General features: G+C 70.1%; 17 protein-coding genes. 7 read left to right on the top strand and 10 right to left on the bottom strand.

What is annotated here, in order from left to right; all coding sequences use genetic code 11:
- Positions 1 to 106 precede the first annotated feature (106 nt).
- The 7 genes from IG171_RS16335 to IG171_RS16305 all read right to left on the bottom strand — a co-directional run bounded on the left by IG171_RS16335 (position 107) and on the right by IG171_RS16305 (position 8,373).
- Positions 107 to 1,399 carry a hydroxymethylglutaryl-CoA synthase gene (locus IG171_RS16335; RefSeq protein ID WP_283091832.1) on the bottom strand — a complete coding sequence of 431 codons (1,293 nt, stop codon included), beginning with the start codon at positions 1,397 to 1,399 and terminating at the stop codon, positions 107 to 109.
- Positions 1,396 to 2,457 (bottom strand): hydroxymethylglutaryl-CoA reductase, encoded by a 1,062-nt coding sequence (locus IG171_RS16330; protein WP_212128405.1) that lies wholly within the window; start codon positions 2,455 to 2,457, stop codon positions 1,396 to 1,398. Before IG171_RS16330 ends, IG171_RS16335 begins: the two co-directional genes overlap by 4 nt.
- The gene (fni, locus tag IG171_RS16325) at positions 2,454 to 3,593 is read right to left on the bottom strand and encodes a type 2 isopentenyl-diphosphate Delta-isomerase (protein WP_212128404.1); all 1,140 of its coding nucleotides are present in this window, start codon (positions 3,591 to 3,593) and stop codon (positions 2,454 to 2,456) included. The genes IG171_RS16330 and fni overlap by 4 nt, the downstream gene beginning before the upstream one ends.
- Positions 3,583 to 4,677 carry a phosphomevalonate kinase gene (locus IG171_RS16320; protein WP_212128403.1) on the bottom strand — a complete coding sequence of 365 codons (1,095 nt, stop codon included), beginning with the start codon at positions 4,675 to 4,677 and terminating at the stop codon, positions 3,583 to 3,585. Before IG171_RS16320 ends, fni begins: the two co-directional genes overlap by 11 nt.
- Positions 4,674 to 5,705: a diphosphomevalonate decarboxylase gene (gene mvaD, locus IG171_RS16315; RefSeq protein ID WP_212128402.1), complete on the bottom strand. Its 1,032-nt coding sequence runs from the start codon at positions 5,703 to 5,705 to the stop codon at positions 4,674 to 4,676. Before mvaD ends, IG171_RS16320 begins: the two co-directional genes overlap by 4 nt.
- Entirely contained in the window at positions 5,702 to 6,673 is a 972-nt protein-coding gene (gene mvk / locus IG171_RS16310; protein ID WP_212128401.1) for a mevalonate kinase, read from the bottom strand. The genes mvaD and mvk overlap by 4 nt, the downstream gene beginning before the upstream one ends.
- A 326-nt stretch (positions 6,674 to 6,999) precedes the next feature.
- Positions 7,000 to 8,373 (bottom strand): FAD-linked oxidase C-terminal domain-containing protein, encoded by a 1,374-nt coding sequence (locus IG171_RS16305; protein ID WP_212128400.1) that lies wholly within the window; start codon positions 8,371 to 8,373, stop codon positions 7,000 to 7,002.
- An 87-nt stretch (positions 8,374 to 8,460) separates the two neighbouring features.
- Here IG171_RS16305 and IG171_RS16300 point away from each other — a divergent pair, with 87 nt between their 5' ends.
- The 3 genes from IG171_RS16300 (at position 8,461) to IG171_RS16290 (ending at position 11,991) form a co-directional block, all read left to right on the top strand.
- Complete coding sequence (locus tag IG171_RS16300; protein WP_212128399.1) at positions 8,461 to 10,314, top strand: bifunctional 3'-5' exonuclease/DNA polymerase; 1,854 nt, start codon at positions 8,461 to 8,463, stop codon at positions 10,312 to 10,314.
- 101 nt (positions 10,315 to 10,415) lie between these two features.
- Positions 10,416 to 11,492: an NAD(P)-dependent alcohol dehydrogenase gene (locus tag IG171_RS16295; RefSeq protein WP_212128398.1), complete on the top strand. Its 1,077-nt coding sequence runs from the start codon at positions 10,416 to 10,418 to the stop codon at positions 11,490 to 11,492.
- Between the two features lie 31 nt (positions 11,493 to 11,523).
- Positions 11,524 to 11,991 carry a VanZ family protein gene (locus IG171_RS16290; RefSeq protein WP_212128397.1) on the top strand — a complete coding sequence of 156 codons (468 nt, stop codon included), beginning with the start codon at positions 11,524 to 11,526 and terminating at the stop codon, positions 11,989 to 11,991.
- Here IG171_RS16290 and IG171_RS16285 read toward each other — a convergent pair.
- From IG171_RS16285 to IG171_RS16275, 3 genes are all read right to left on the bottom strand, one after another.
- A complete protein-coding gene (locus IG171_RS16285) occupies positions 11,984 to 13,021 on the bottom strand; it encodes an isoprenylcysteine carboxylmethyltransferase family protein (protein ID WP_249203755.1) in 1,038 nt (345 codons plus the stop codon). The two genes, IG171_RS16290 and IG171_RS16285, sit on opposite strands and share 8 nt — an antisense overlap.
- A gap of 8 nt (positions 13,022 to 13,029) precedes the next feature.
- Positions 13,030 to 13,896: a PhzF family phenazine biosynthesis protein gene (locus IG171_RS16280; protein WP_212128395.1), complete on the bottom strand. Its 867-nt coding sequence runs from the start codon at positions 13,894 to 13,896 to the stop codon at positions 13,030 to 13,032.
- A 134-nt stretch (positions 13,897 to 14,030) separates the two neighbouring features.
- Complete coding sequence (locus IG171_RS16275; protein WP_212128394.1) at positions 14,031 to 15,248, bottom strand: ROK family protein; 1,218 nt, start codon at positions 15,246 to 15,248, stop codon at positions 14,031 to 14,033.
- A gap of 94 nt (positions 15,249 to 15,342) precedes the next feature.
- Between IG171_RS16275 and IG171_RS16270 the strand changes: the two genes are divergently transcribed.
- Genes IG171_RS16270 through IG171_RS16255 form a run of 4 tightly spaced genes read left to right on the top strand, consistent with a single transcriptional unit; the run spans position 15,343 to position 20,169 of the window.
- Positions 15,343 to 16,443 (top strand): Gfo/Idh/MocA family oxidoreductase, encoded by a 1,101-nt coding sequence (locus tag IG171_RS16270; RefSeq protein ID WP_212128393.1) that lies wholly within the window; start codon positions 15,343 to 15,345, stop codon positions 16,441 to 16,443.
- A complete protein-coding gene (locus IG171_RS16265) occupies positions 16,440 to 17,948 on the top strand; it encodes a sugar ABC transporter ATP-binding protein (protein WP_212128392.1) in 1,509 nt (502 codons plus the stop codon). Before IG171_RS16270 ends, IG171_RS16265 begins: the two co-directional genes overlap by 4 nt.
- The gene (locus IG171_RS16260; RefSeq protein ID WP_249203754.1) at positions 17,945 to 19,063 is read left to right on the top strand and encodes an ABC transporter permease; all 1,119 of its coding nucleotides are present in this window, start codon (positions 17,945 to 17,947) and stop codon (positions 19,061 to 19,063) included. Before IG171_RS16265 ends, IG171_RS16260 begins: the two co-directional genes overlap by 4 nt.
- Positions 19,060 to 20,169, top strand: a complete 1,110-nt coding sequence (locus IG171_RS16255; RefSeq protein WP_212128391.1) for an ABC transporter permease — start codon at positions 19,060 to 19,062, stop codon at positions 20,167 to 20,169. Before IG171_RS16260 ends, IG171_RS16255 begins: the two co-directional genes overlap by 4 nt.
- Positions 20,170 to 20,180 lie beyond the last annotated feature (11 nt).

The raw sequence follows: 20,180 nt of genomic DNA, 5'->3' as shown, positions 1-20,180 counted from the left end.
CGCTTGAACGAGAGCTCGATAACCGCGCTGCCGCTTGAATGGGAGCTGCCGCTTGAACGGGAGGGGCGAGAGGGAGTTCGGCGGCCGGGCGACCCAGTGGCCGGGCTCAGGCGCGTTCGTAGACGCGGGCGCGGCCGCGGATTCCGGCGAAGCGGAAGGCCCCGGTGCTCACGCGCGGGGTCGAGTGGTCCTCACTGCTGGACAGTTCGGCCGCATGGAGCTTGCGGTAGTCGGCCATCGACAGCGGCACCCGGGCGTCGAGAGCCTCGGCCACGGCCTGCCGACGCGAACGGCGCTCATAGCCGGGCACGACGCGGCCGGTGAGGAATTCGCCGACGCTGCCCGAACCGTAGCTGAAGAGCCCGACGCGCTTGCCCGCGAGATCCTCATCGTGGTCGAGCAGGGAGCACAGACCGGCGTAGAGCGAAGCCGTGTACGAATTGCCGAGGCGACGGTTGTACAGGGTGCTCGTGGCCAGCCCCGTATCCCGCGGGCCCTGGGCACCTGTATCCGGGCCCTGCGCGCCCGCACCGGCACCCGCACCGGCACCCGCACCGGCACTGGCCGCGGCTGAGGCGTCACCTGCGACGATGTCCGTATTCAGCTCGGTTCCGGTCAGCTCGGCGAGGTGGGCCTGGGCCTTCTTCGCCATCTTCGTGAACGGCTGGTGGTAGAGCACACGGTCGATCTCGTCGATGGCCGGGCCGCCCTGGGCCGCGAGGTCCTCCCACGCACCGGTGAGCGCATCGAGGTAGGCGGACACGGACAGAGCCCCGTCGACGATGGCCGTGGACGAATCGTTCGGTCGCCAGAAGTCGTCGACATCGGCCGAGTTCAGCCCCGAGACCGGTTCGATCTCGACCAGCCGCGGATCGGCGCCCACGAGCATCGCCACGGCCCCGGCGCCCTGCGTGGGCTCACCGGGGGAGTCGAGCTCGTAGCGGGCGACATCCGAGGCGATGACGAGCACCCGCTGGCCGGGGGAGCGGGTGACGATGCCGACGGCCGCCTGCAGGGCCGCGGTCGCCGAATAGCAGGCCTCCTTGAACTCGACGATGCGCATCTGCGACGGCAGTCCGAGCAGCGAATGCACCGCGAGCCCGGCGGCCTTCGACTGATCGGTGCCCGATTCCGTGGCGAAGAGCAGCGTCCGGATGCCCTCTGTGCCGCAGCGCTCGATGATGGGAGCTGTGGCCGCCGCGGCCATGGTGACGATGTCCTCATCGGGGGCAGGGAAGCTGAACTCGTCCTGGCCGAGGCCGAGACGGTACTTGTTCGGGTCGGTGTCGTTGGCCGCGGCGTAGTCGTCGAGCCTGACCACATGGTGGGTCGTGGCCAGCTCGATGTCGTCGATGCCGATCGCCCTCATGCTGTCTGCCGTCTGCGGATCTGGACTCAAGCCGGCTCACCGTCCTCTCTGCGTTCCATCTCGATGTGGGTGGCCATGAGCTCCCCGGGATTCGTCTGCGCCGCGAGCAGGGACAGCTCCCCGCAGAGCACGGTGGCGGCCATGAGTGCGGCCAGGCGGCGGGAGTTCGCACCCGGCTCGCGGTCGTCGCGGCAGCCCAGCCGCTCCAGCGCCTCGTCCACGTGCGGCAGATCCTTGCCGTTGCCCACCGTGCCGACGATCAGATGCGGCAGAGTCGTCGAGAAGTACAGTCCCTCGGCTCGGTTCTCCGCATAGGTGATGCCCTGGGAGCCCTCGACGATGTTCGCCGCGTCCTGCCCGGTGGCCAGGTAGAAGGCGAGCAGCATGTTCGCATAGTGGGCGTTGGCCGAGCGCAGGGCCCCGGCGACGGTCGAGCCGACGAGGTTCTTGCGGATGACGAGCTCGGCCATCTTCTCCGCGCTCGAGCGCAGCCGCCGCTGGACGACTTCGTGGGGCAGGACGATCTCGGCGACGACATTGCGTCCGCGCCCGAGGATCCCGTTGACGGCGGTGGCCTTCTTGTCCGAGCAGTAGTTGCCCGACACCGAGCCGTAGTCGAGTCCGAGGTTCCAGGACAGGATGCGCTCCATGAGCGTGTCCGAGGCCTGGGTGACCATATTGTGGCCCGAGGCGTCATTGGTCCGGAAGGCGAAGCGGACGAAGAGCAGATTGCCCACGATCTCCGGGTGGATCTCGAGCAGACGGGCATGGGCGCTGCCGGAGGCCACGAGGTCGGAGAGTTCGGGTTCGCGGTGGCGGATGGCCTGCGCGGCCGCCTCGGCGCCGATGGCCGATTCGGCCACGAACAGGACGGACCGGGTCATCCGCTCATCGACGATGACGGTGCGGATCCCACCGTCGATCTCCCGCGAGATCGAGGCCCCGCGTCCGACGGAGGGCCACAGCGGGGTCTCGTAGGTCGCCAGGGGCACGGCCACCTCGGTGTGGGTGCCCGCGGCGGCCACGGCCTCGCCGCTGACCCGCAGGGGACCGACCCAGCTGGTCGGGATCCCGGTGATCGAATTCACTGCTGATTCCTCCTCGAAAGTTCATCGCTGCTCGGCAGGGCCTCGCTGCGGTGGGAAAGCGCGACGACGTCGATCCCGCGCAGGCGGGCGAACTCGCCGAGGCGGCCCCGCGTGAGCAGGTCCGTATGGGCCAGGTCGGTCGACCGTTGCGCCCCGAGCAGGGCCAGCAGCGCCCGCGTCTGATCCTGCCAGGTGCAGACGAGGTCGATGAGCCCGTCCGGGCCATGGTCGAGCACGGTCTGCAGGAAGGTGCCGGCGACGCCGACGGCCCGGGCCCCGCAGGCCAGCGCCTTGACGACATCATAGGGGTTGCGGACCCCTCCGGAGGCCAGAAGCACGCCGGCTGAGACGGCCCCGCCGCCGGTCCATTCGTCCGGGGCGTCGAGCAGGCAGGCCAGGGCCGACTGTCCGAACCCGGTGAGCATGGCGAAGTCGTGGGCTCCGGCCCGATCGTTCTCGATGCGCAGGAAGTCCGTGCCCCCGGCGCCGGAGACATCGGCGAACCGGACCCCGATCTCGGCCAGCTGGCCCAGCGTGCGGCGGCTGAGTCCGAATCCGACCTCCTTGACGATGACCGGAACGGGGCAGGCGGCGACGATCTCGGCGAGGCCGTCGAGCCATTCGGAGAAGTCGCGGGTGCCCTCGGGCATCGCGGTCTCCTGCACGGGGTTGACGTGGATCTGCAGGGCATCGGCGCCGAGCAGTTCGACGGCCCGGCGGGCGTCATCGGCGCTGCGACCGGCACCGAGGTTGCCCATGACGAAGCCATCGGGGTTGACCTCGCGGATGACGGTGAAGCCCTTGGCCGCCTCGGCGTCGTCGAGGGCCACGCTCATCGAACCGCAGGCCATGGGCAGGCCGGTCTCGGCCGCGGCGAGGGCGAGGTCGCGGTTGATCCGCGCGGTGGTCTCGGTGCCGCCGGTCATGCCGTTGACGTAGAACGGGGCCGACCACGTCCAGTCCCCGAGGTCGACGGACAGGTCCACGGTCTCCGGGCTGGTGCCGGACAGGGCATGGTGGACGAACTCGAGGTCGTCGAAGTCCGAGCGTCGGGGGCCTTCGGTCTGCTGGGCCGAGGCCAGGCGGACATGGTCGTCCTTGCGCGCCGCCCGCGGGGACGGGGTCTCAGAACTCATCGATCTCGCCTTCCTCTTCGTGCGTGCCGAGGCCGAGGTGCCGGATGCCGTGGGCCTGCCAGCCGGCCAGGATGGCCTCCGTGGTCCGGGAGTCCTCCCGGGTCAGGGCGATGCCGCAGTCCCCGCCGCCGGCGCCCGAGGGCTTCGCGGCCGCCCCGTGGGACTCGGCGATGGCGCACAGGTTCCGCAGGGCCTCGGTCTCGATGAGGCTGCCCGAGGACTCCCCGAGGCGCTGCAGCAGTGTGCGGGCCGAACGGATCGTGTCCAGCGCGGCGGCATCATCATCGTCATCGCAGGCGGCCACGAGGTCGTCGACGAGGCTGTGGGACTCGGCGGCGAACGAGGTGAAGGGCTTCGGTTTGGCCTGGCCCGGGGTGTGCACGCGTTTGACGAGGTGCTCGGTCGAGGCCGGTGATCCCGTCCAGCCGACGAGCAGCCGCAGGGAGGCGGGCGGGCTGATCCGCCTGACCCCGGATCCGGCCCACTGACTGCAGTTGAGCGCGGAGACGAGACCGTGTTCGGCACGGTGGGCGCGCAGGGCGGCACGGTCGGGGGAGGAGTAGCGGATCCAGCCGCCGAAGGTGCTCGCCGCCAAGTCCCCGCCCGAGGCGTTGGGGGCGATGGCGATGGTTGCGAGCAGGGCGAGCTTGAAGCGTTCGGTGGCGCTGAGGCCCAGGGCGTAGAACTCGTCGAGGGCGGCCACGGTGGCCACGGTCACCGCGGCCGAGGATCCGAGTCCGAACTTCCGTCCGTCGGCGTCGTCGAGTTCGCTGGAGATGTCGAGGTCGAAGTAGCGGGGGGCGACACCGCGGGCGGCACGCAGCTCCTCGAGCGTCGAGATCGCCGAGAGCACGTAGTCGGCGGGACGGTGCTCGAGGACGATGGCCTCACCGCCCTGCTCCCGCCGCCACACCAGCGGGGCCCGACCGTATTCGGAGGAGTGGATGCGACCGGCGTCCTCGCTCTCGGTCAGCCGCACCGTGATGCACCGGTCGACGGCCACGAGCACGGCCGGCTCCGTGGGGGACACGACAGCGTACTCGCCGGCGATGAACAGCTTTCCGGGCGCCCGGGTGACGATCATGCCCGGCCGCCTTCGGATGCGGGTTCGCTCGCGGGCACGGCCACGGGCGCGGCTGCGTCGACCGCTGCTCCTTCGTCTGTGCACAGGTGGGCGCCGGGACCGGGGCCGACGACGCGGACATCGCCGAAGGCGGTGAGCCGGCCGGCCAGCGCCCCGGCGTCGGAGGGGCGGACGATGACGGCGACGTTCGGTCCGGCATCGGCGGTGGAATAGGCCTCGATGCCCTGCTCGCGGGCCTCGGCCACGGCGTCGAAGATCGCGTGGCTGGTCGGGTTGAGGAAGCGGATCGGGGGCACGGTCGACTGGATGAGCCCGTGCATGCGCAGGGCGTGGGATTCGGTGATCTCGCCGATGCGGGTGAAATCGCCCGCACGGCAGGCGACCAGCATCTGTCTCAGATAGTCCTCGGTCGAGGACACCCAGCCGGAGTAGAACGGCGAGGTGGCGGCCGTGGCCCGCATCGCCTCGCGGGAGGACACGGCCTTGCGCGCCCGGTCGACGGTGACGATGATCATCCGCATGTCCGGGGCGTCGACGGGTTCGGCGAAGGAGGACGCGTCGTCACCGGCATGCCAGACGGCCACACCCTCGGCGATGGACCGGCAGGCCGAGCCGGAGCCGAGCCGGGCCAGACGGCTGAGGTCGCGGGGGCTGAGATCGAGATCGAATGCGGCGGCCGCGGCCGTGGCCAGAGCCGCGAAGCCCGAGGCCGAGGAGGCCAGACCCGCACCGGTGGGCACGGAGTTGCGGGAGCGGACGATGACCCTCTCATCGCGTCCGGCCAGGGTGCGGACATGATCGAGGAAGTCCGAGATGCGTGCGGTCTGCCCGGCATCGGCCGGACGGCCGTCGAGTTCGAGGACGTCGAGCTCGGCGCTCGGGGCGGGCGCGACGGTGGTCGTGGTCGGGAACTGGTCGAGGGTCAGCGAGAGGCTGCCGGCCGCGGGCAGGATCAGATCCTCATCGGCCTTGCCCCAGTACTTGACCAGAGCGATGTTCGGGTGGGCCCGAGCCGTCGTGGTTCTCATGTCGGTCTGACCTCCGTCGTCCAGGTCCGCGGCGCCCCTGCGGCGCGCAGAGCATCCGCGAGCTCCTCGGCGGATTCGTCGTCATCGGCCAGGGCCAGCACGCAGCCGCCGAGTCCGCCTCCGGTGAGTTTGGCTCCGCGGGCTCCGGCCGCGGTGGCGGCGGCGACGAGGGAGTCCAGAGTCGGCGAGGACACCCCGAGTCCGCCGAGCAGATCATGGGCCTCGAGCATGCGGGCCCCGATCGTGTCGCGATCGCCGGAGCGGATGTCGTCGACGGCGGCATCGGTGAGTTCGGCCAGCCGGTCGATGGTCCCGCCGATGAGCACCGGATCGGCGTCGCGGCGGGCCCGCACCCGTCCGACCGCCTCGGCGGTGGAGCCGTGCTGGCCGGTGTCGGCGAGGACGAAGACGAGGCGCCGTCCGACGTCGATGGTGGCAGCGCACCCGGTCTGGAACCGGATCGGGGCGGGTTTGGCCACGGCCCAGGCGTCGATGCCGCTGGGCCGGCCGTGGGCGACGGTCTCGGCCTGTTGGACGATCTCGTGGAGGGTCTCCTCGTCGAAGACGGTGGCGTTGAGGCTCGCCACGGCGCGGGCGACGGAGGTGGCCACGGCGGCGCTCGAGCCCAGACCCCGGCTGTGGGGGATCGCTGAGCGGATGAGCAGCTCCACCTCGGCGTCGGGATCGCCGATGGCCTGCAGTGCGGCAGTGAGACCGGCGACGACGGGGCCCATCGGTTCGGGAGCGGTCTGCGCGGTGCCGGAGAAGAGCTGGCTCTCGATCCGGGTCTCCTGCTCCGGTGACCGGCGGATATCGGTCTGCACCCCGAGCCCGTGCAGGGGCACGGCCACGGCGGGACGGCCGTAGACGACCGCGTGTTCGCCGAAGAGGATCGCCTTCGCGTGGGCGAAGCCCTGGGCTGTGCCCTGAGCAGCCGGCGGCGGTTCGGTCTGAGAGGAATTGTGCATGCAGAAGCGTTTCGGGGTCTGTGGAATGATTTCCCCATCATATGCCGTACCCCGGCCCATCCCGAAGACGAGGTGACCTCGGTCTCAGGCGGATCCGTCCGCACGCGAGGAAGATCACACGGTCGTGGCGCGGCGGATCACCGGCAGCGGGGGCGGCGGATCGCCGGATCGGCGGTGCGCGCTGGTCTGTGGTCGCAGAACTCGTTTGTGGTCACAGAACCGAGGGGATTTCGCGATCGCGGCGATGATTCCTCGGTTCTGTGACCACAAACGCTCCGGGAGGCCGCTGAGTCCCGGCCCGGACCTGGTCGGTTCTTCGCGGGCGCTCACACGAGCCCCGTGTACACCGAGCCGGGATTGAAGATGTGGTCCGGGTCGAGGGCGGTCTTGATCCGGTGGTTGAGCTCCATGACGTCCTCGCCGAGGTAGGGCGCCAGCCACGGGGCCTTGAGCCGACCGACCCCGTGCTCACCGGTGATCGTCCCGCCGAGGTCCATCGCCAGGTCCATGACCTCGCCGTAGGCGATCTGTGCGCGTTTCTGCTGCTCTTCGTCCTTCGGATCGAGGACGAGCAGGGGGTGGGTGTTGCCGTCGCCGGCATGGGCGATGACGGCGATCGTGACCTCGCGTTCGGCCGCGATCGCCTCGATGCCGAGCACCAGGTCGCCGAGCTTGGGCAGCGGCACCCCGACGTCCTCGAGCAGCAGCGCGCCCTTCTTCTCCACCGCGGGGATCGCGATGCGGCGGGCGGTGACGAAGGCCTCACCTTCATCGGGGTCGTCGGTGAGATAGCACTCGGAGGCCGAGTTGGCGTTGCAGATCTCCTCGATCCGACCCGCCTGCACTCCGGCGTGGGCGCCCGGTTCGTCGGACTGGATGACGAGCATCCCCTCGGCCTCGCGGTCGAGGCCCATCCGCAGCTCGTCTTCGACGGCGTTGATCGAGGCGCGGTCCATGAACTCGAGCATCGACGGGCGCATCTCGCCGGCGATGTCGAGAACGGTCCTCGTGGCATCGGCCAGCCGCGGGAACATCGCGACCACCGTCGTCGGCGGCAGCTGGGCGGGGATGAGACGCAGGGTCACCTCGGTGATCACCCCGAGCGTGCCCTCGGAACCGACGAACAGCTTCGTCAGGGGCAGACCGGCGACGTCCTTGAGCCGCGGACCGCCGAGCTCGACTGCGCGACCGTCGGCGAGAACGACGGTCATGCCGAGCACATAGTCTGTGGTCACACCGTATTTCACGCAGCACAGTCCGCCGGCGTTCGTGGCGATGTTGCCGCCGATTGAACAGAACTCGAACGAGGACGGATCCGGCGGATACCACAGGCCGTGCTCGGCCGCGGCGGCCTTGACCTCGGCGTTGAACGCACCGGGTTGGACGCTGGCCATCCGGGTGACCGGATCGATGCTGATCTGGCGCATCCGATCGAGTGAGAGCACGATGCCCCCGGCGATCGCCGAGCTGCCTCCCGACAGCCCGGAGCCGGCCCCGCGGGGCACGATCGGAACCTTCGCCTCGGCGGCGATGCGGACCACGGCCTGGACCTCTGCCGTCGACGTCGCCCTGACCACGGCCAGCGGCACCCCCGCATCGGGATCGTTCGCCCGGTCCCAGCGGTAGGCGTCCATCGAATCGGGATCGGTGATGACGGCCTCGGCCGGCAGGGCGTCGGTGAGGGAGGAGACAACGTCCATGGTGTTCTCGGACCTTTCGTGCGCGTCGGTGATGATGACGTTACCAGGATCACATCCAGCTCGGTCGGGCGGCAGTACTGTGGGAGCATGGCCGCCGCATCCGATTCCCCTCCCGCCTCCTGCGTGCTCGGCCGCGCCAGGGTCGATCGGGTGGCCGTCGTCGACCTCGACGCCGGCGGGTCCGTGGTGGACCGCATCGAGCTCGCCGAGGCGGAGCTGCCCGAGTTCGTCCGTGCCCGCGAAGCCGAGTCCCCTGAGACCGAGCCCCGTGGACCCGGGACCCGGGACTCCGGCGTCCGGGTGCCCCCGACGAGGTGGGTCTTCAGCGACACCCCGAAGTGGTACCCGCCGCTGCTGGCCGCCGGAGTGAGCATCGACCGCTGCCACGACCTGCGTCTGGCCCATGCGATCCTCGCCCGGTCCGAACTCGTCAGCGCCCCCGACCCGATCCGCGCCGCCGAGGACTGGGACGCGGAGCCGGTCGACGACAGTGTGGCCGAAGCCGCCGCGCTGTTCGAGGTCGACGCCGGTCGCGGCCGTGTTCGCCAGGTGCCCCACGACATCGAGGCCGGTCTGGCCGAATACGCCCGGCAGCGGACCGCCGTGGAGACCGCGAGCGATCCGGGACGACTGCGACTGCTGCTGGCCGCCGAATCGGCCGGCGGACTCGTGGCCGCGGAGATGCGGGCGGCAGGAGTGCCCTGGGACGTCGTCGAATACGACCGGATCCTGACCGAGGCCCTCGGGCCCAGACCGCTGCGCGACGGCAAGCCCGCGAAGATGCTGGCCGTGGCCGATCGGGTCCGCGCGGCCCTGGGCGACCCGCACGCGAACCTCGACTCCCCGAACCGGCTGCTGGCCTCCCTGCGCAATGCGGGCATCCATGTCGACTCGACCTCGAAATGGGAGCTGGCCGGCAGCGACCATCCGGCGATCGCCCCGCTGCTCGAATACAAGCGTATGGCCCGGCTGCTGGCGGCCAACGGCTGGCACTGGCTCGATGAATGGGTCGATGACGGCCGGTACCGTCCCGTCTACGTGCCCGGCGGAGTCGTCACCGGGCGCTGGGCGGCCAGCGGAGGCGGGGCCCTGCAGATCCCGCGACAGCTGCGCCCAGCCCTGCGCGCCGATCCCGGCTGGCGGCTGATCTCGGCCGATGTCGCCCAGCTCGAACCCCGGGCGCTGGCGGCGATGTCCGGTGACCGGGCGATGGCCGCGGCCGGTTATGGCCGCGACCTCTACTCCGGGCTCGTCGAGGCCGGAATCGTGGCCACGCGGGCCGAGGCGAAGATCGCCGTGCTCGCGGCCCTGTACGGGTCGACGACGGGTGAGGCCGGAGCGCTGGTGCCCCGCCTGCGCTCGAACTTCCCCGCCGCGATGCATCTGGTCGACACCGCCGCCGAGGTGGGGCGGCGCGGAGGCGTCGTGTCCACCTGGTTGGGCCGGACCTCGCCGGCCCCGGGGGAGGACTGGCAGCGGCTGCAGAGGGCGGCGGACCGCTTCGACGCGACCGCCGCAGACGAGCAGCGGGCCCGGCGCGCGGCCGGTGACCAGGGACGATTCACCCGCAACTTCGTCGTCCAGGGCACCGCTGCCGAATGGGCCCTGGCCTGGCTGGCCGATCTGCGGCAGAGACTGGCCCGGCTGCCGGCGATCCCCACCGACGGGCGCCCCACCAACGAGGCCCCAGCCGACGGAAGCCCAGCCGACGGGGAGTCGGCCCGGCCGGCGGCCGCCTCGGGGCCGGTGTTCTCCCGGCGGGCGCACCTGGTCTTCTTCCTCCACGACGAGGTCATCGTCCACGCCCCGGCCCAGCAGGCCGATCAGGCAGCGGAGGCGATCAGGGCGGCGGCCGCCTCGGCGGGCCGGCTCCTGTTCGGACACGCTCCCGTCGACTTCCCCCTCGACCTGAGCATCGGGGAGAGGACGAGCAAGGACTGAGCCGGCCCCGGGAACGGAGCCCCGAGCATGGAATAGACTGTTCTGCTGCACGTGCTGGACGATGTTGCCCAGCCTCGCACGTTCGAGCACAAGGAGATTCGATGAGCATCACCGTCAAGGCACTGCAGAAGACCGGCCCCGATGAGCCGTTCCGTGTGGGCATGATCGAACGTCGCGCCCCGCGCGCCGATGACGTGGTCATCGACATCAGGGCAGCCGGCATCTGCCACAGCGACATCCACACCATCCGCAACGAATGGGGTCAGGCGCACTTCCCGCTCACCGTCGGCCACGAGATCGCCGGGGTCGTCGAGGCCGTCGGTGACGCGGTCACCGACTGGAAGGTCGGCGACCGGGTGGGCGTGGGCTGCCTGGTCGACTCCTGCGGCGAATGCGAGGAGTGCGCGGCCGGTCAGGAGCAGAACTGCCTGAGAGGAAATGTCGGCACCTACAACTCCACCGACGTCGACGGCACGATCACCCAGGGCGGCTACGCCCAGAAGGTCGTCGTCAACGAACGCTTCGTCTGCCGGATCCCCGACTCCCTCGACTTCGACGTCGCCGCCCCGCTGCTGTGCGCGGGCATCACCACCTATCAGCCGCTGGCCCGCTGGGGAGCCGGCGAGAAGAACAACGGGGCGGCCAAGCAGGTCGCCGTCGTCGGCCTCGGCGGGCTCGGCCACATGGGCGTCCAGATCGCCGCGGCCATGGGCGCCGAGGTCACCGTGCTCTCCCGCACTCTGCGGAAGGAATCCGAGGCGCTCGCCCTCGGGGCGAAGCGGATGCTCGCCACCGGCGAGGAGGACTTCTTCGTCAGCCACAACGGCGAATTCGACCTCATCCTCAACACGATCAGCGCCGACATCCCCGTCGACCGCTACCTGCATCTGCTGAAGCCGCGCGGGGTCATGGCCGTCGTCGGTCTGCCGCCGGCCAAGCAGCAGCTGTCCTTCGGCTCGGTGATCGGCGGGGCCAAGGTGCTCGCGGGATCGAACATCGGCGGCATCGCCGAGACCCAGGAGATGCTCGACTTCTGCGCCGAACACGGCATCGCCGCGAAGATCGAGACGATCCCCGTCACCGAGGCCGACGCCGCCTATGACCGGGTCGTGGCCGGTGATGTGCGCTTCCGCGCCGTCATCGACACCGCGAGCTTCGACGACGTCGAGGCGGTCTGAGGCGGCAGGAACGGTTGCGTCGAGGGCACGTATGAGGGGGCACGATCACCGGTTCGGCGATGCGCCGCTCGTGCTGCTGATCTTCTATACGATCTTCATCGGCCTGGTGACGCTGACGCCGCGGCAGCTCGACACGAGTCCGGGCAGCTTCATCGGCCGGCTGCTGAACTTCCTCGCCTCCCACCGGATGACCCAGTGGCTGACCTATGAGCGGGTCGAGATGCTGGCCAATGTCGGCATGTTCGTCCCCTTCGGTCTCCTCCTGGCCCTGCATCTGGGCAGGAAGCGCTGGTGGTGGGGGTGGCTGATCGGCTCCGCCTTCTCCGGCGTCATCGAGGGCGTGCAGGGAACCGTGTTCACGCAGACACGGTTCGCCACCCTCAGCGACTTCATCACGAACACGATCGGTGCCGGCATCGGCGCGGGCCTGGCCCTGCTGATCATGGTCGCGTTCCCACCGCGTGCGGACCCCGACCCGATCGACCGCGTCGTCAGGTAGACCCGTCGGCCGACCTCTCGTCGGAGCTCGCCTCGCCGGCGCTGGCCTCGTCGGCGCTGGCCTCGCCGCCCGGCGGCTCCTCTTCGAGGACATCGGCGATCGGGCTGCGATTCAGACGCGGCCACCAGCAGTCGACCCGCTTGGCGTACTCGCGGTACTCGTTGCCGAAGCGATCATGCAGATCGGCCTCCTCGTGGGGGCGGATGAGCCAGTTCCACAGCAGCGAACCGATGACCGCGTAGACCACGACCAGCCAGGAGCCGATGAGCAGACCCATCGACACGCCCTGCGCGATGCCCGCGATGGCCATGGGATTGCGCACGAAGGCGTAGGGGCCGCGAGTGACCAGATGGTGGGCCATCTGCGCCGGCAGCGGAGTCCCGGAGCCGAAGTTCGCAATCGCCCGGGCCGACCACACGCCGATGACGCTGGAGAAGGCGAGCACGGCGAAGCCCGTGACGACCAGCAGGATCGGGAACTTGTAGGACAGGTTCCATCGGTCCTCGAAGGCATTGATGATCACCGGCAGGATGATGAGGAACACGCCCCAGAAGATGACGATCTGGATCGTCGTGCGCAGCAGGAGGCGGCCGCGCACGCGTGTGCTCGAGGCGTGGAAGGCGAAGGGTCCGATGAGGAGCCGGTCGGAGGGGATCCGTCCGAGCAGGATGAGCGGCCCGGCCAGGAGGCTGCCGAGCGCGGCGAGGATCATGAGCACGGCACCGAGACCCGCCTCGGTGGTGGCGGTGGCGTAGACGACCATGCCGGCGGCGACGAGGACGGTCCAGCCCGTGGCGATCCACACCGCCCAGCGGAGGTTGAGCGCGGCCAGGGCCGAGCCGATGACGAACAGCGGGATGTCGATGACGGCGATGAGGAGCGGATCGATGCCGCCCAGGGTCGCCGTCTGCAGTCTCGGGCTCATGCTGATGCCCAGCCACCAGGCGGCTCCGGCCAGGGCCTGGAGGGCGAAGTACATGCGGCCGTGGAAGATCCGCACCCGCTTCTTGGGCCTGTTCGCGCTGGTCACATGCCGGCTCATACCAGTGCCGTCCCACGGAAGCAGACGGTGGTGGCGCCGCCGACCCAGACCTCGTCGTCCTCGGCCGAGATCGAGACGACTCCGGACCGCCCCAGCGCGGTGCCCTGCGTGAGAGTGTAGGAGTTCGGAGCGCGGCCGGCTCCGATCAGCCACTGTGCGACCGAGGCGTTGAGACTGCCGGTGACCGGGTCCTCGGGGATTCCGGCGCCGGGGGCGAAGGCACGGATCTCGTACTCGTGCTCCGACCCTTCGGGGTGGGCGCCGAGGACGCCGATCTTGGCCTCGGGGACCGAGGAGAAGTCCGGTTCGAGTCCGAGCACCTGCTCGGCGCTGCGCAGACGCAGGGCCGCCCAGCCGGGTCCGTTGTCGACCCACTGATGGTCGACGACGTCGGCGGGCTCGATCCCGAGGGCCGCGACGATCCGTGCGAGAAAGACCTCATCGAGTTCGCCGGTGCGCAGCCGCTCGGGGGCGGCGAAGGCCAGGGACTCACCGGCTTCGGCCGAGGCTGACGTCCGACCGCCTCGGCGGATGTCGACGAGTCCGGCCCCGCATTCCTGGACCACGCGGTCCGAGTGCCGAGGTGAGCCGCCGGCGTCGAGCCAGGCCGCGGCCGAACCGAGCGTGGGGTGGCCGGCGAAGGGCAGCTCGCCGCTCGGGGTGAAGATCCGCAGCCGGTAGTCGGCGCCGGGGTCCGTGGGCGTGAGCACGAAGGTCGTCTCAGACAGGTTCGTCCAATTCGCGATCCGAGCCATCTGCTCGGCGTCGAGACCATCGGCGTCGAGGACGACGGCGACGGGATTTCCGCGGTAGGGAGCCGCGGAGAAGACATCGACCTGGGCGAACGTACGTGTGGGGGTCAACGGCACTCCTTCGTCGAGGCAGGTCAGGCACGGTGGGGTGGGCCCGACGCTTCGTGTCAAGTGTACTGCCCGCAGGGTCGGGCCCCGGACTGCGCCGGGGAGTGTCAGCACTCGGTCGGGCAGTGCCGGAGGCCTCAGGCGGGAGCGTCGGGCCTCAGCGGTCCTGCCGAGCCGGCCAGGGCGGCGGCGATCCGCTCGGGCGACAGGGCCGAGTCGATCGCCAGATGGGCGGCGCCGAGGACCGCGGCATCGCCGGCCGATCGTGACGGGGCGATCATGAGGTGTTCGGTCGACAGCGGGATCGAACGCGCGTAGACGACCTCGCGGACACCGGCCACGAGGTGCTCGGCGGCCTGGGCCATGGTCCCGCCGATGAGGATGAGAGAGGGATTCATCAGGCTCACACAGGTGGTCAGGACCTCGCCGAGGTCCCGGCCGGCCTGGCGGACGGCCTGGACCGCATGGACGTCACCGGACTTGACGAGCTCGACGACATCGGACGGGGTCGCGGCGGGCACGCCCGCGGCGCTGAGGCTTCGCGCGATCGCCCGCCCCGAGGCCACGGCCTCCAGGCAGCCGCGGTTGCCGCAGGCGCAGGGCACCTCGGCGGCTCGCGGCAGCGCCACATGGCCGATATCGCCGGCGGCACCGTGCGAACCGCGGCGCAGCGAGCCTCCCGAGATGATTCCGGCACCGATGCCCGTGGCGACCTTGACGAAGATGAGGTCGGTCGTCTCCGGCCAGGCCGTCGTCCGTTCGCCCAGGGCCATGATGTTGACGTCGTTGTCGACGAAGACGGGGGAGTCGAAGGACTCCCTCAGGGCTCCGGGCACGTCGAATCGATCCCACCCGGGCATGATCGGCGGGTTGATCGGGCGGCCGGTGGAGAACTCGACCGGCCCGGGCAGACCGATGCCGATGCCCACGACCTCGTCGACGCCGCGCCCGGCGCGCTCGAGCAGCTCGAGGGCCGTCGACCTCAGCCAGTCGATCGCCGAGCGCGGGCCCTCGGCGATCTCGCGCGTGGACGAGGTGTCCGCAAGCAGCTCACCGGCCAGATTCGTCACGGCGATGCGGGAGTGCGAGGCACCGAAGTCGGCGGCGATGACGACGCGGGCGCGGGGATTGAAGGCGAACCGGGAGCTCGGGCGGCCGCCGGTCGACGCCGCCCCGTCGACCTCGGCGATGAGGCCGAGGCCGAGCAGCTGATCGATCCTGTCGGCGACGGTGGGACGCGAGAGACCGGTCGACCTGACGAGATCGGCACGGGTGCGTGGCCGTCCGTCGCGAAGCAGCTGGAACAGCCCGCCGGCGTGCGACAGCTCGGAGGTGCGCGAATTCGACGGAGCCATCCATTCAGTAAACCACACTTCACAACAAAGCTAGCTGAATGAATACTTCTGAAAGACTATTGACATAAGTCTGAAACTGGAATCACAATAGATCATGGTCAGTGTTGCTCATGCGTCGGCGTCGACGCCTTCGATCGGAATCCTCGGCGGAGGGTTCATGGCACGGGTCCACTCTCGGGCGGCCCGATCGGCCGGTGCCGCCCTCGAGGTGATTGCGACCTCGGACCTGGCCGGAAGCGAACGGGCCGCCGCCGATCTCGGGTTCGCGACCGCGGCCGATCCGGACGACTTCTTCGCCCACCCGGTCGATGTCGTGCACGTGTGCACCCCCAACCGCGCTCATGCTCAGCAGTCGCTGAGTGCCCTCGAGGCCGGATCACACATCATCTGCGAGAAGCCGGTGGCCACCGATTCGGCCACCGCCGGTCGCGTGCTCGAGCGAGCCGAGGAGCTCGGACTCGGCGGAACCGTCCCCTTCGTCTACCGCTACCATCCGATGGTGCGCGAGGCCCGTGCCCGCATCCGCAGGGGAGACACGGGCGCGCTGCTGACGGTGGACGCCAGCTACCTGCAGGACTGGCTGCTCGATCCCGATGATGAGAACTGGCGGGTCGATGCCGGAAGCGGCGGGCCCTCGCGTGCCTTCGCCGACATCGGGTGCCACCTCGTCGATCTCATCGAATTCATCGCCGGGCAGACCATCACCGCCCTGGCGGCGACGATGCGCACGGTCCATCCTCGGCGCGGGGGAGTGCCGGTGAGCACGGAGGACACGGTGGCCCTGACCGTCGAGTTCAGCGGCGGAGCCATCGGCTCGCTGCTCGTGTCCCAGGTCGCTCCCGGCCGCAAGAACGGGCTCGTGATCGAAATCGCCGGTGAGCGAGAGAGCCTGCGCTTCGCGCAGGAGCAGCCCGAACAGCTGTGGCTGGGCCGACGCGCCGAGTCCCGACTGCTCGTGCGCGACGCCGAATCGCTCTCGGCCGACGCCGCTCGGCTGTGCCGGGTCCCGGCCGGCCATCCGCAGGGGTATCAGGACGCCTTCGATGCGTTCATCGCCGATTCCTATGCGGTCTTCGCAGGTGAGCAGCGCGAGGGCGTGCCGAGGCTGGCCGACGGTCTCAGAGCCGTGACCGTCACCGAGGCCGTCCTGAGATCGGCGGCCGAACGCCGCTGGGTGGAGGTCGAGCAGCCGTGAGCCAATCCGCCTCACCGGTGCTGATCGTCACCGGGATCCGCAAGCAGTTCTTCGGCGTCGAGGTCCTCCACGACGTCGACCTCGAGGTGCGGGCGGGCACGGTGCACGGTCTGGTCGGGGAGAACGGCGCGGGGAAGTCGACGCTGATGAAGGTCATCGCCGGAGTCCACCGTCGCGATGCGGGTCGGCTGCTCGTCCACGGCCGCGAGGTCGACTTCGCCCACCCGGTCGAGGCTGCCCGGGCCGGGGTCGCCACGGTCTTCCAGGAGTTCAACCTCCTTCCCGACCGCACCGTCGCCCAGAACGTCTTCCTCGGCCGCGAGCCCAGGCGATGGGGCATGGTCGATGTGGAGAGCATGCGGACTCGGACCCAGCAGCTGCTCGACGAACTCGACGTCACGGGCATCGAGCCGGACGCGAAGGTCGGTGTGCTCACCGTCGCCGAGCAGCAGATCGTCGAGATCATCAAGGCGCTGTCGGTCGAGGCCACGGTGATCTCGATGGACGAGCCGACGGCTGCGCTGTCCGACAACGAGGTGACCGTGCTCTACCGGGTCATCGATGCGCTCAAGGCCAAAGGGGTGGCCATCATCTACGTCTCCCATCGGCTGCAGGAGATCTTCGACCTCTGCGACGTGATCACCGTGCTCAAGGACGGTGCCCTGGTCACGAGCCGACCGCGAGCCGAACTCGACCATGCCGGCCTCGTCCGGGCCATGGTGGGCAGGCCGATCGGCGCGTTCTTCCCGGACCCCGAGCCCGACACCGAGGTCGGTCCGCCCGTTCTCACCGTCACCGCAGGCGGCAACGAACAGCTCGACGGCATCGATCTCGAGCTGCGGGCCGGTGAGATCCTCGGGATCTCCGGTCTGCAGGGCTCGGGACGCACGGAGCTGCTGGAGGCGATCTTCGGAACGCAGGCCTTCACGCGGGGGCGGATGAGCCTCGACGGGCGGCCGGTGGAGATCGCCTCGGCGCGGGACGGGGTGCGTCGCGGACTCGCACTGGTCACCGAGGACCGCAAGGGCACGGGGCTGGCCCTGTCGCAGTCGATTCTGGACAACGCGCTGCTGGCCATCCGCTCGGTCTTCCCCTCCCGCACCCGCCGCACGCGGACCGAGGTCCCCGGCATCCTCACCTCGCTCGAGGTCATCAGCCGCGGTCTCGGTCAGGAGGTGCGCTCACTGTCGGGCGGCAACCAGCAGAAGGTCGTGCTGGCGAAATGGCTGGCCACCTCGCCGCGGGTGGTGCTGCTCGACGAGCCGACCCGCGGCATCGACGTCGGGGCGAAGATCGCGGTCTATCGACTCATCCGGAAGCTCGCCGCCGCAGGTGTGGCCATCGTGCTCGTCTCCAGCGAACTCCCCGAGGTCCTGGGCATGTCCGATCGGCTCCTCGTCATGTCCGACGGCCGGATCGCCGGGCAGCTGCCGCCGAGTGCGAGCGAGGAAGAGGTGCTCGGACTCGCGACCGGAACCGAGGCCCGGGTGGTGGAGGAGCAATGAGACAGCGACTGCGCAGACTCGACACCACCGCACTCGTCTACATCGCGCTCGTGCTGGTCCTCATCGTCGGCGCGGTGCTCGTCGCCACGACCGGACGCAGCTTCTTCAGCGCCGGCAACATCCGCGACATCCTCACGGGAATGAGCGTGCTCGGATTCGTCGCCATCGGACAGACGCTGGTCATCCTCGGCGCCTCCCTGGACCTGTCCGTGCCCTATGTGATGAGTCTGGCCAGCCTGATCGCGGCCCAGACCATGGACGGCAGCGACGGAATGGTCCTGCCGGCGGTGCTGCTGACGCTGGCCGTGACCGCGGCGATCGGGGCGGCCAACGGAGTCTTCGTCACCGTGCTCAAGGTGCACGGCTTCGTCGCCACCCTGGGCATGGGGCTGATGCTCAAGGGGTACCTCGACACGAACTATCAGGGCACCGAGGGCAGCGTGCCGTGGTCGTTCCAGCTCTTCGGCGCCACCGGGATCGGTCCGGTGCCGATCTCGACGCTTCTCATGCTGGCCCTGGCCGGGCTCGTCGCGTTCGTCCTCGCCCGGACCTCGTTCGGACATCACCTCTTCGCCGTCGGCGGCAATGCGGAGGTCGCCCGGCTCTCGGGCGTCCGCGAACGGCTGCCGCTCATCGGCGCGCACATCGGCAGCTCCGTGTGCGCGGGCCTGGCCGGACTGCTGCTGGCGAGCCGGTTGGGCGTCGGAAGCCCCACGGTCGGGTCCCAGGGCAGCTATGATCTGCTCTCGATCGCCGCCGTCGTCCTCGGCGGCACGGTGCTCATGGGCGGGCGGGGCACGATCTGGGGCACGATCGGCGGCGTGGCGATCTTCGCCGTGCTCGACAACCTCATGAGCGTCATGCAGTTCAATCCCTTCCTCAAGGACGTCATCCGCGGCCTCGTCATCATCATCGCCGTCGCCCTCTACGCCCGCCGCCGGCTGATCGCCCGCCGCATCCGGTTCGCCGAGGCGGGTCCGACCGGAGCTTCGGCCGCAGGGGCTTCGGCCGCGGGTGCGGGCCTGACTGCCGCGGCCGAACCCGCGGCGAGTCCCGACCCCAGTCCCGGGGCCGAAGGGGAACCGAGCCCCGATCGGGGAGGTGCACGCCGATGACAATCCAGTCCGCCGTGGCGGGGCGCAGGCCCGGGGATCGGATCGCGGCCCTGGCCGCGCGTGCGATCGACCCGAAGGGCATCGTCCTCGTCCTCCTCATCGTCATCCTCATCGCCATCGTCGCGCTCAACCCGTCCTTCGCCGAGCCCGGTTCGCTCATGCGCTTCCTCCAGCGGGTCGCGCCCGTCGCCGTGGTCGCGATCGGCCAGTACTTCGTCATCGTCAGCGGAGAGTTCGACCTGTCCATGGGGGCCGTGGTCACCGCCCAGGTGATGACGGCCGGCCATCTCATCGGCAAGGACGATGCGAAGACGGTGCCCGTGCTGCTGCTCATGCTCGGCATCGGCGTCCTCATCGGCATCGTCAACGGCCTGGCCACCACGGTGCTCAGGGTCCCGTCGTTCATCGTCACCCTCGGCACCATGCTCGTCATCCACGGCGGGATCATGTGGTGGACCGGTGGGTCCGCGACCGGCGACCCGGCCGAATCCTTCCGCAGCATCGGACGCGGCGGGATCGACGGCGTTCCCGTCCTCGAACTCATCCCCTATGCGGTGCTCATTCTGCTGGCCGTCGTGCTCATCGGCGTCTGGGTCTCCCGACGCCCCTTCGGCCGGACCCTGGTGGCCATCGGCGACAACCCGGATGCGGCGGCCTTCGCCGGTGCCGCCGTGGGCCGGACGAAGACCGCGGCATTCGTCCTCTCCTCACTGTCGGCGACCATCGCCGGAATCCTCCTCGTCGGCTACGCCGGAGTCCACCCCTCGGTGGGCCAGGGCTTCGAATTCACGGCGATCACCGCCGTGGTCCTCGGCGGAGTCGTCCTCGGCGGCGGACGAGGCACCGTGCTGGGCGCGCTCATCGGAGCCCTGACCCTCGAATCGCTGTTCACCCTGCTCAACTTCACCTCGGTTCCGGCCACGATGCGCGATGCGGTCCAGGGCGCCATCATCATCGCCGCAGTCGCCTACTCGGGTGTGGTCTTCGCCCGCAGGCGCAGGCGACAGGCTGAACCGGCGGTCGAGTCCGACGCTTCACCGACCACCTCGGCGGGGGTCTCCCCGTCGATCCCACTGACCGACGGCAACGAAGCCGGGCGGGAATGACAGAGGAGAGA

It is taken from the genome of Brevibacterium sp. SMBL_HHYL_HB1, assembly GCF_018208375.1.
GTDB classification, from domain to species: Bacteria; Actinomycetota; Actinomycetes; order Actinomycetales; family Brevibacteriaceae; genus Brevibacterium; species Brevibacterium intestinavium.
Note: the sequence above shows the minus strand (reverse complement) of the source record. Positions and strands in the feature narration are given on the sequence as shown.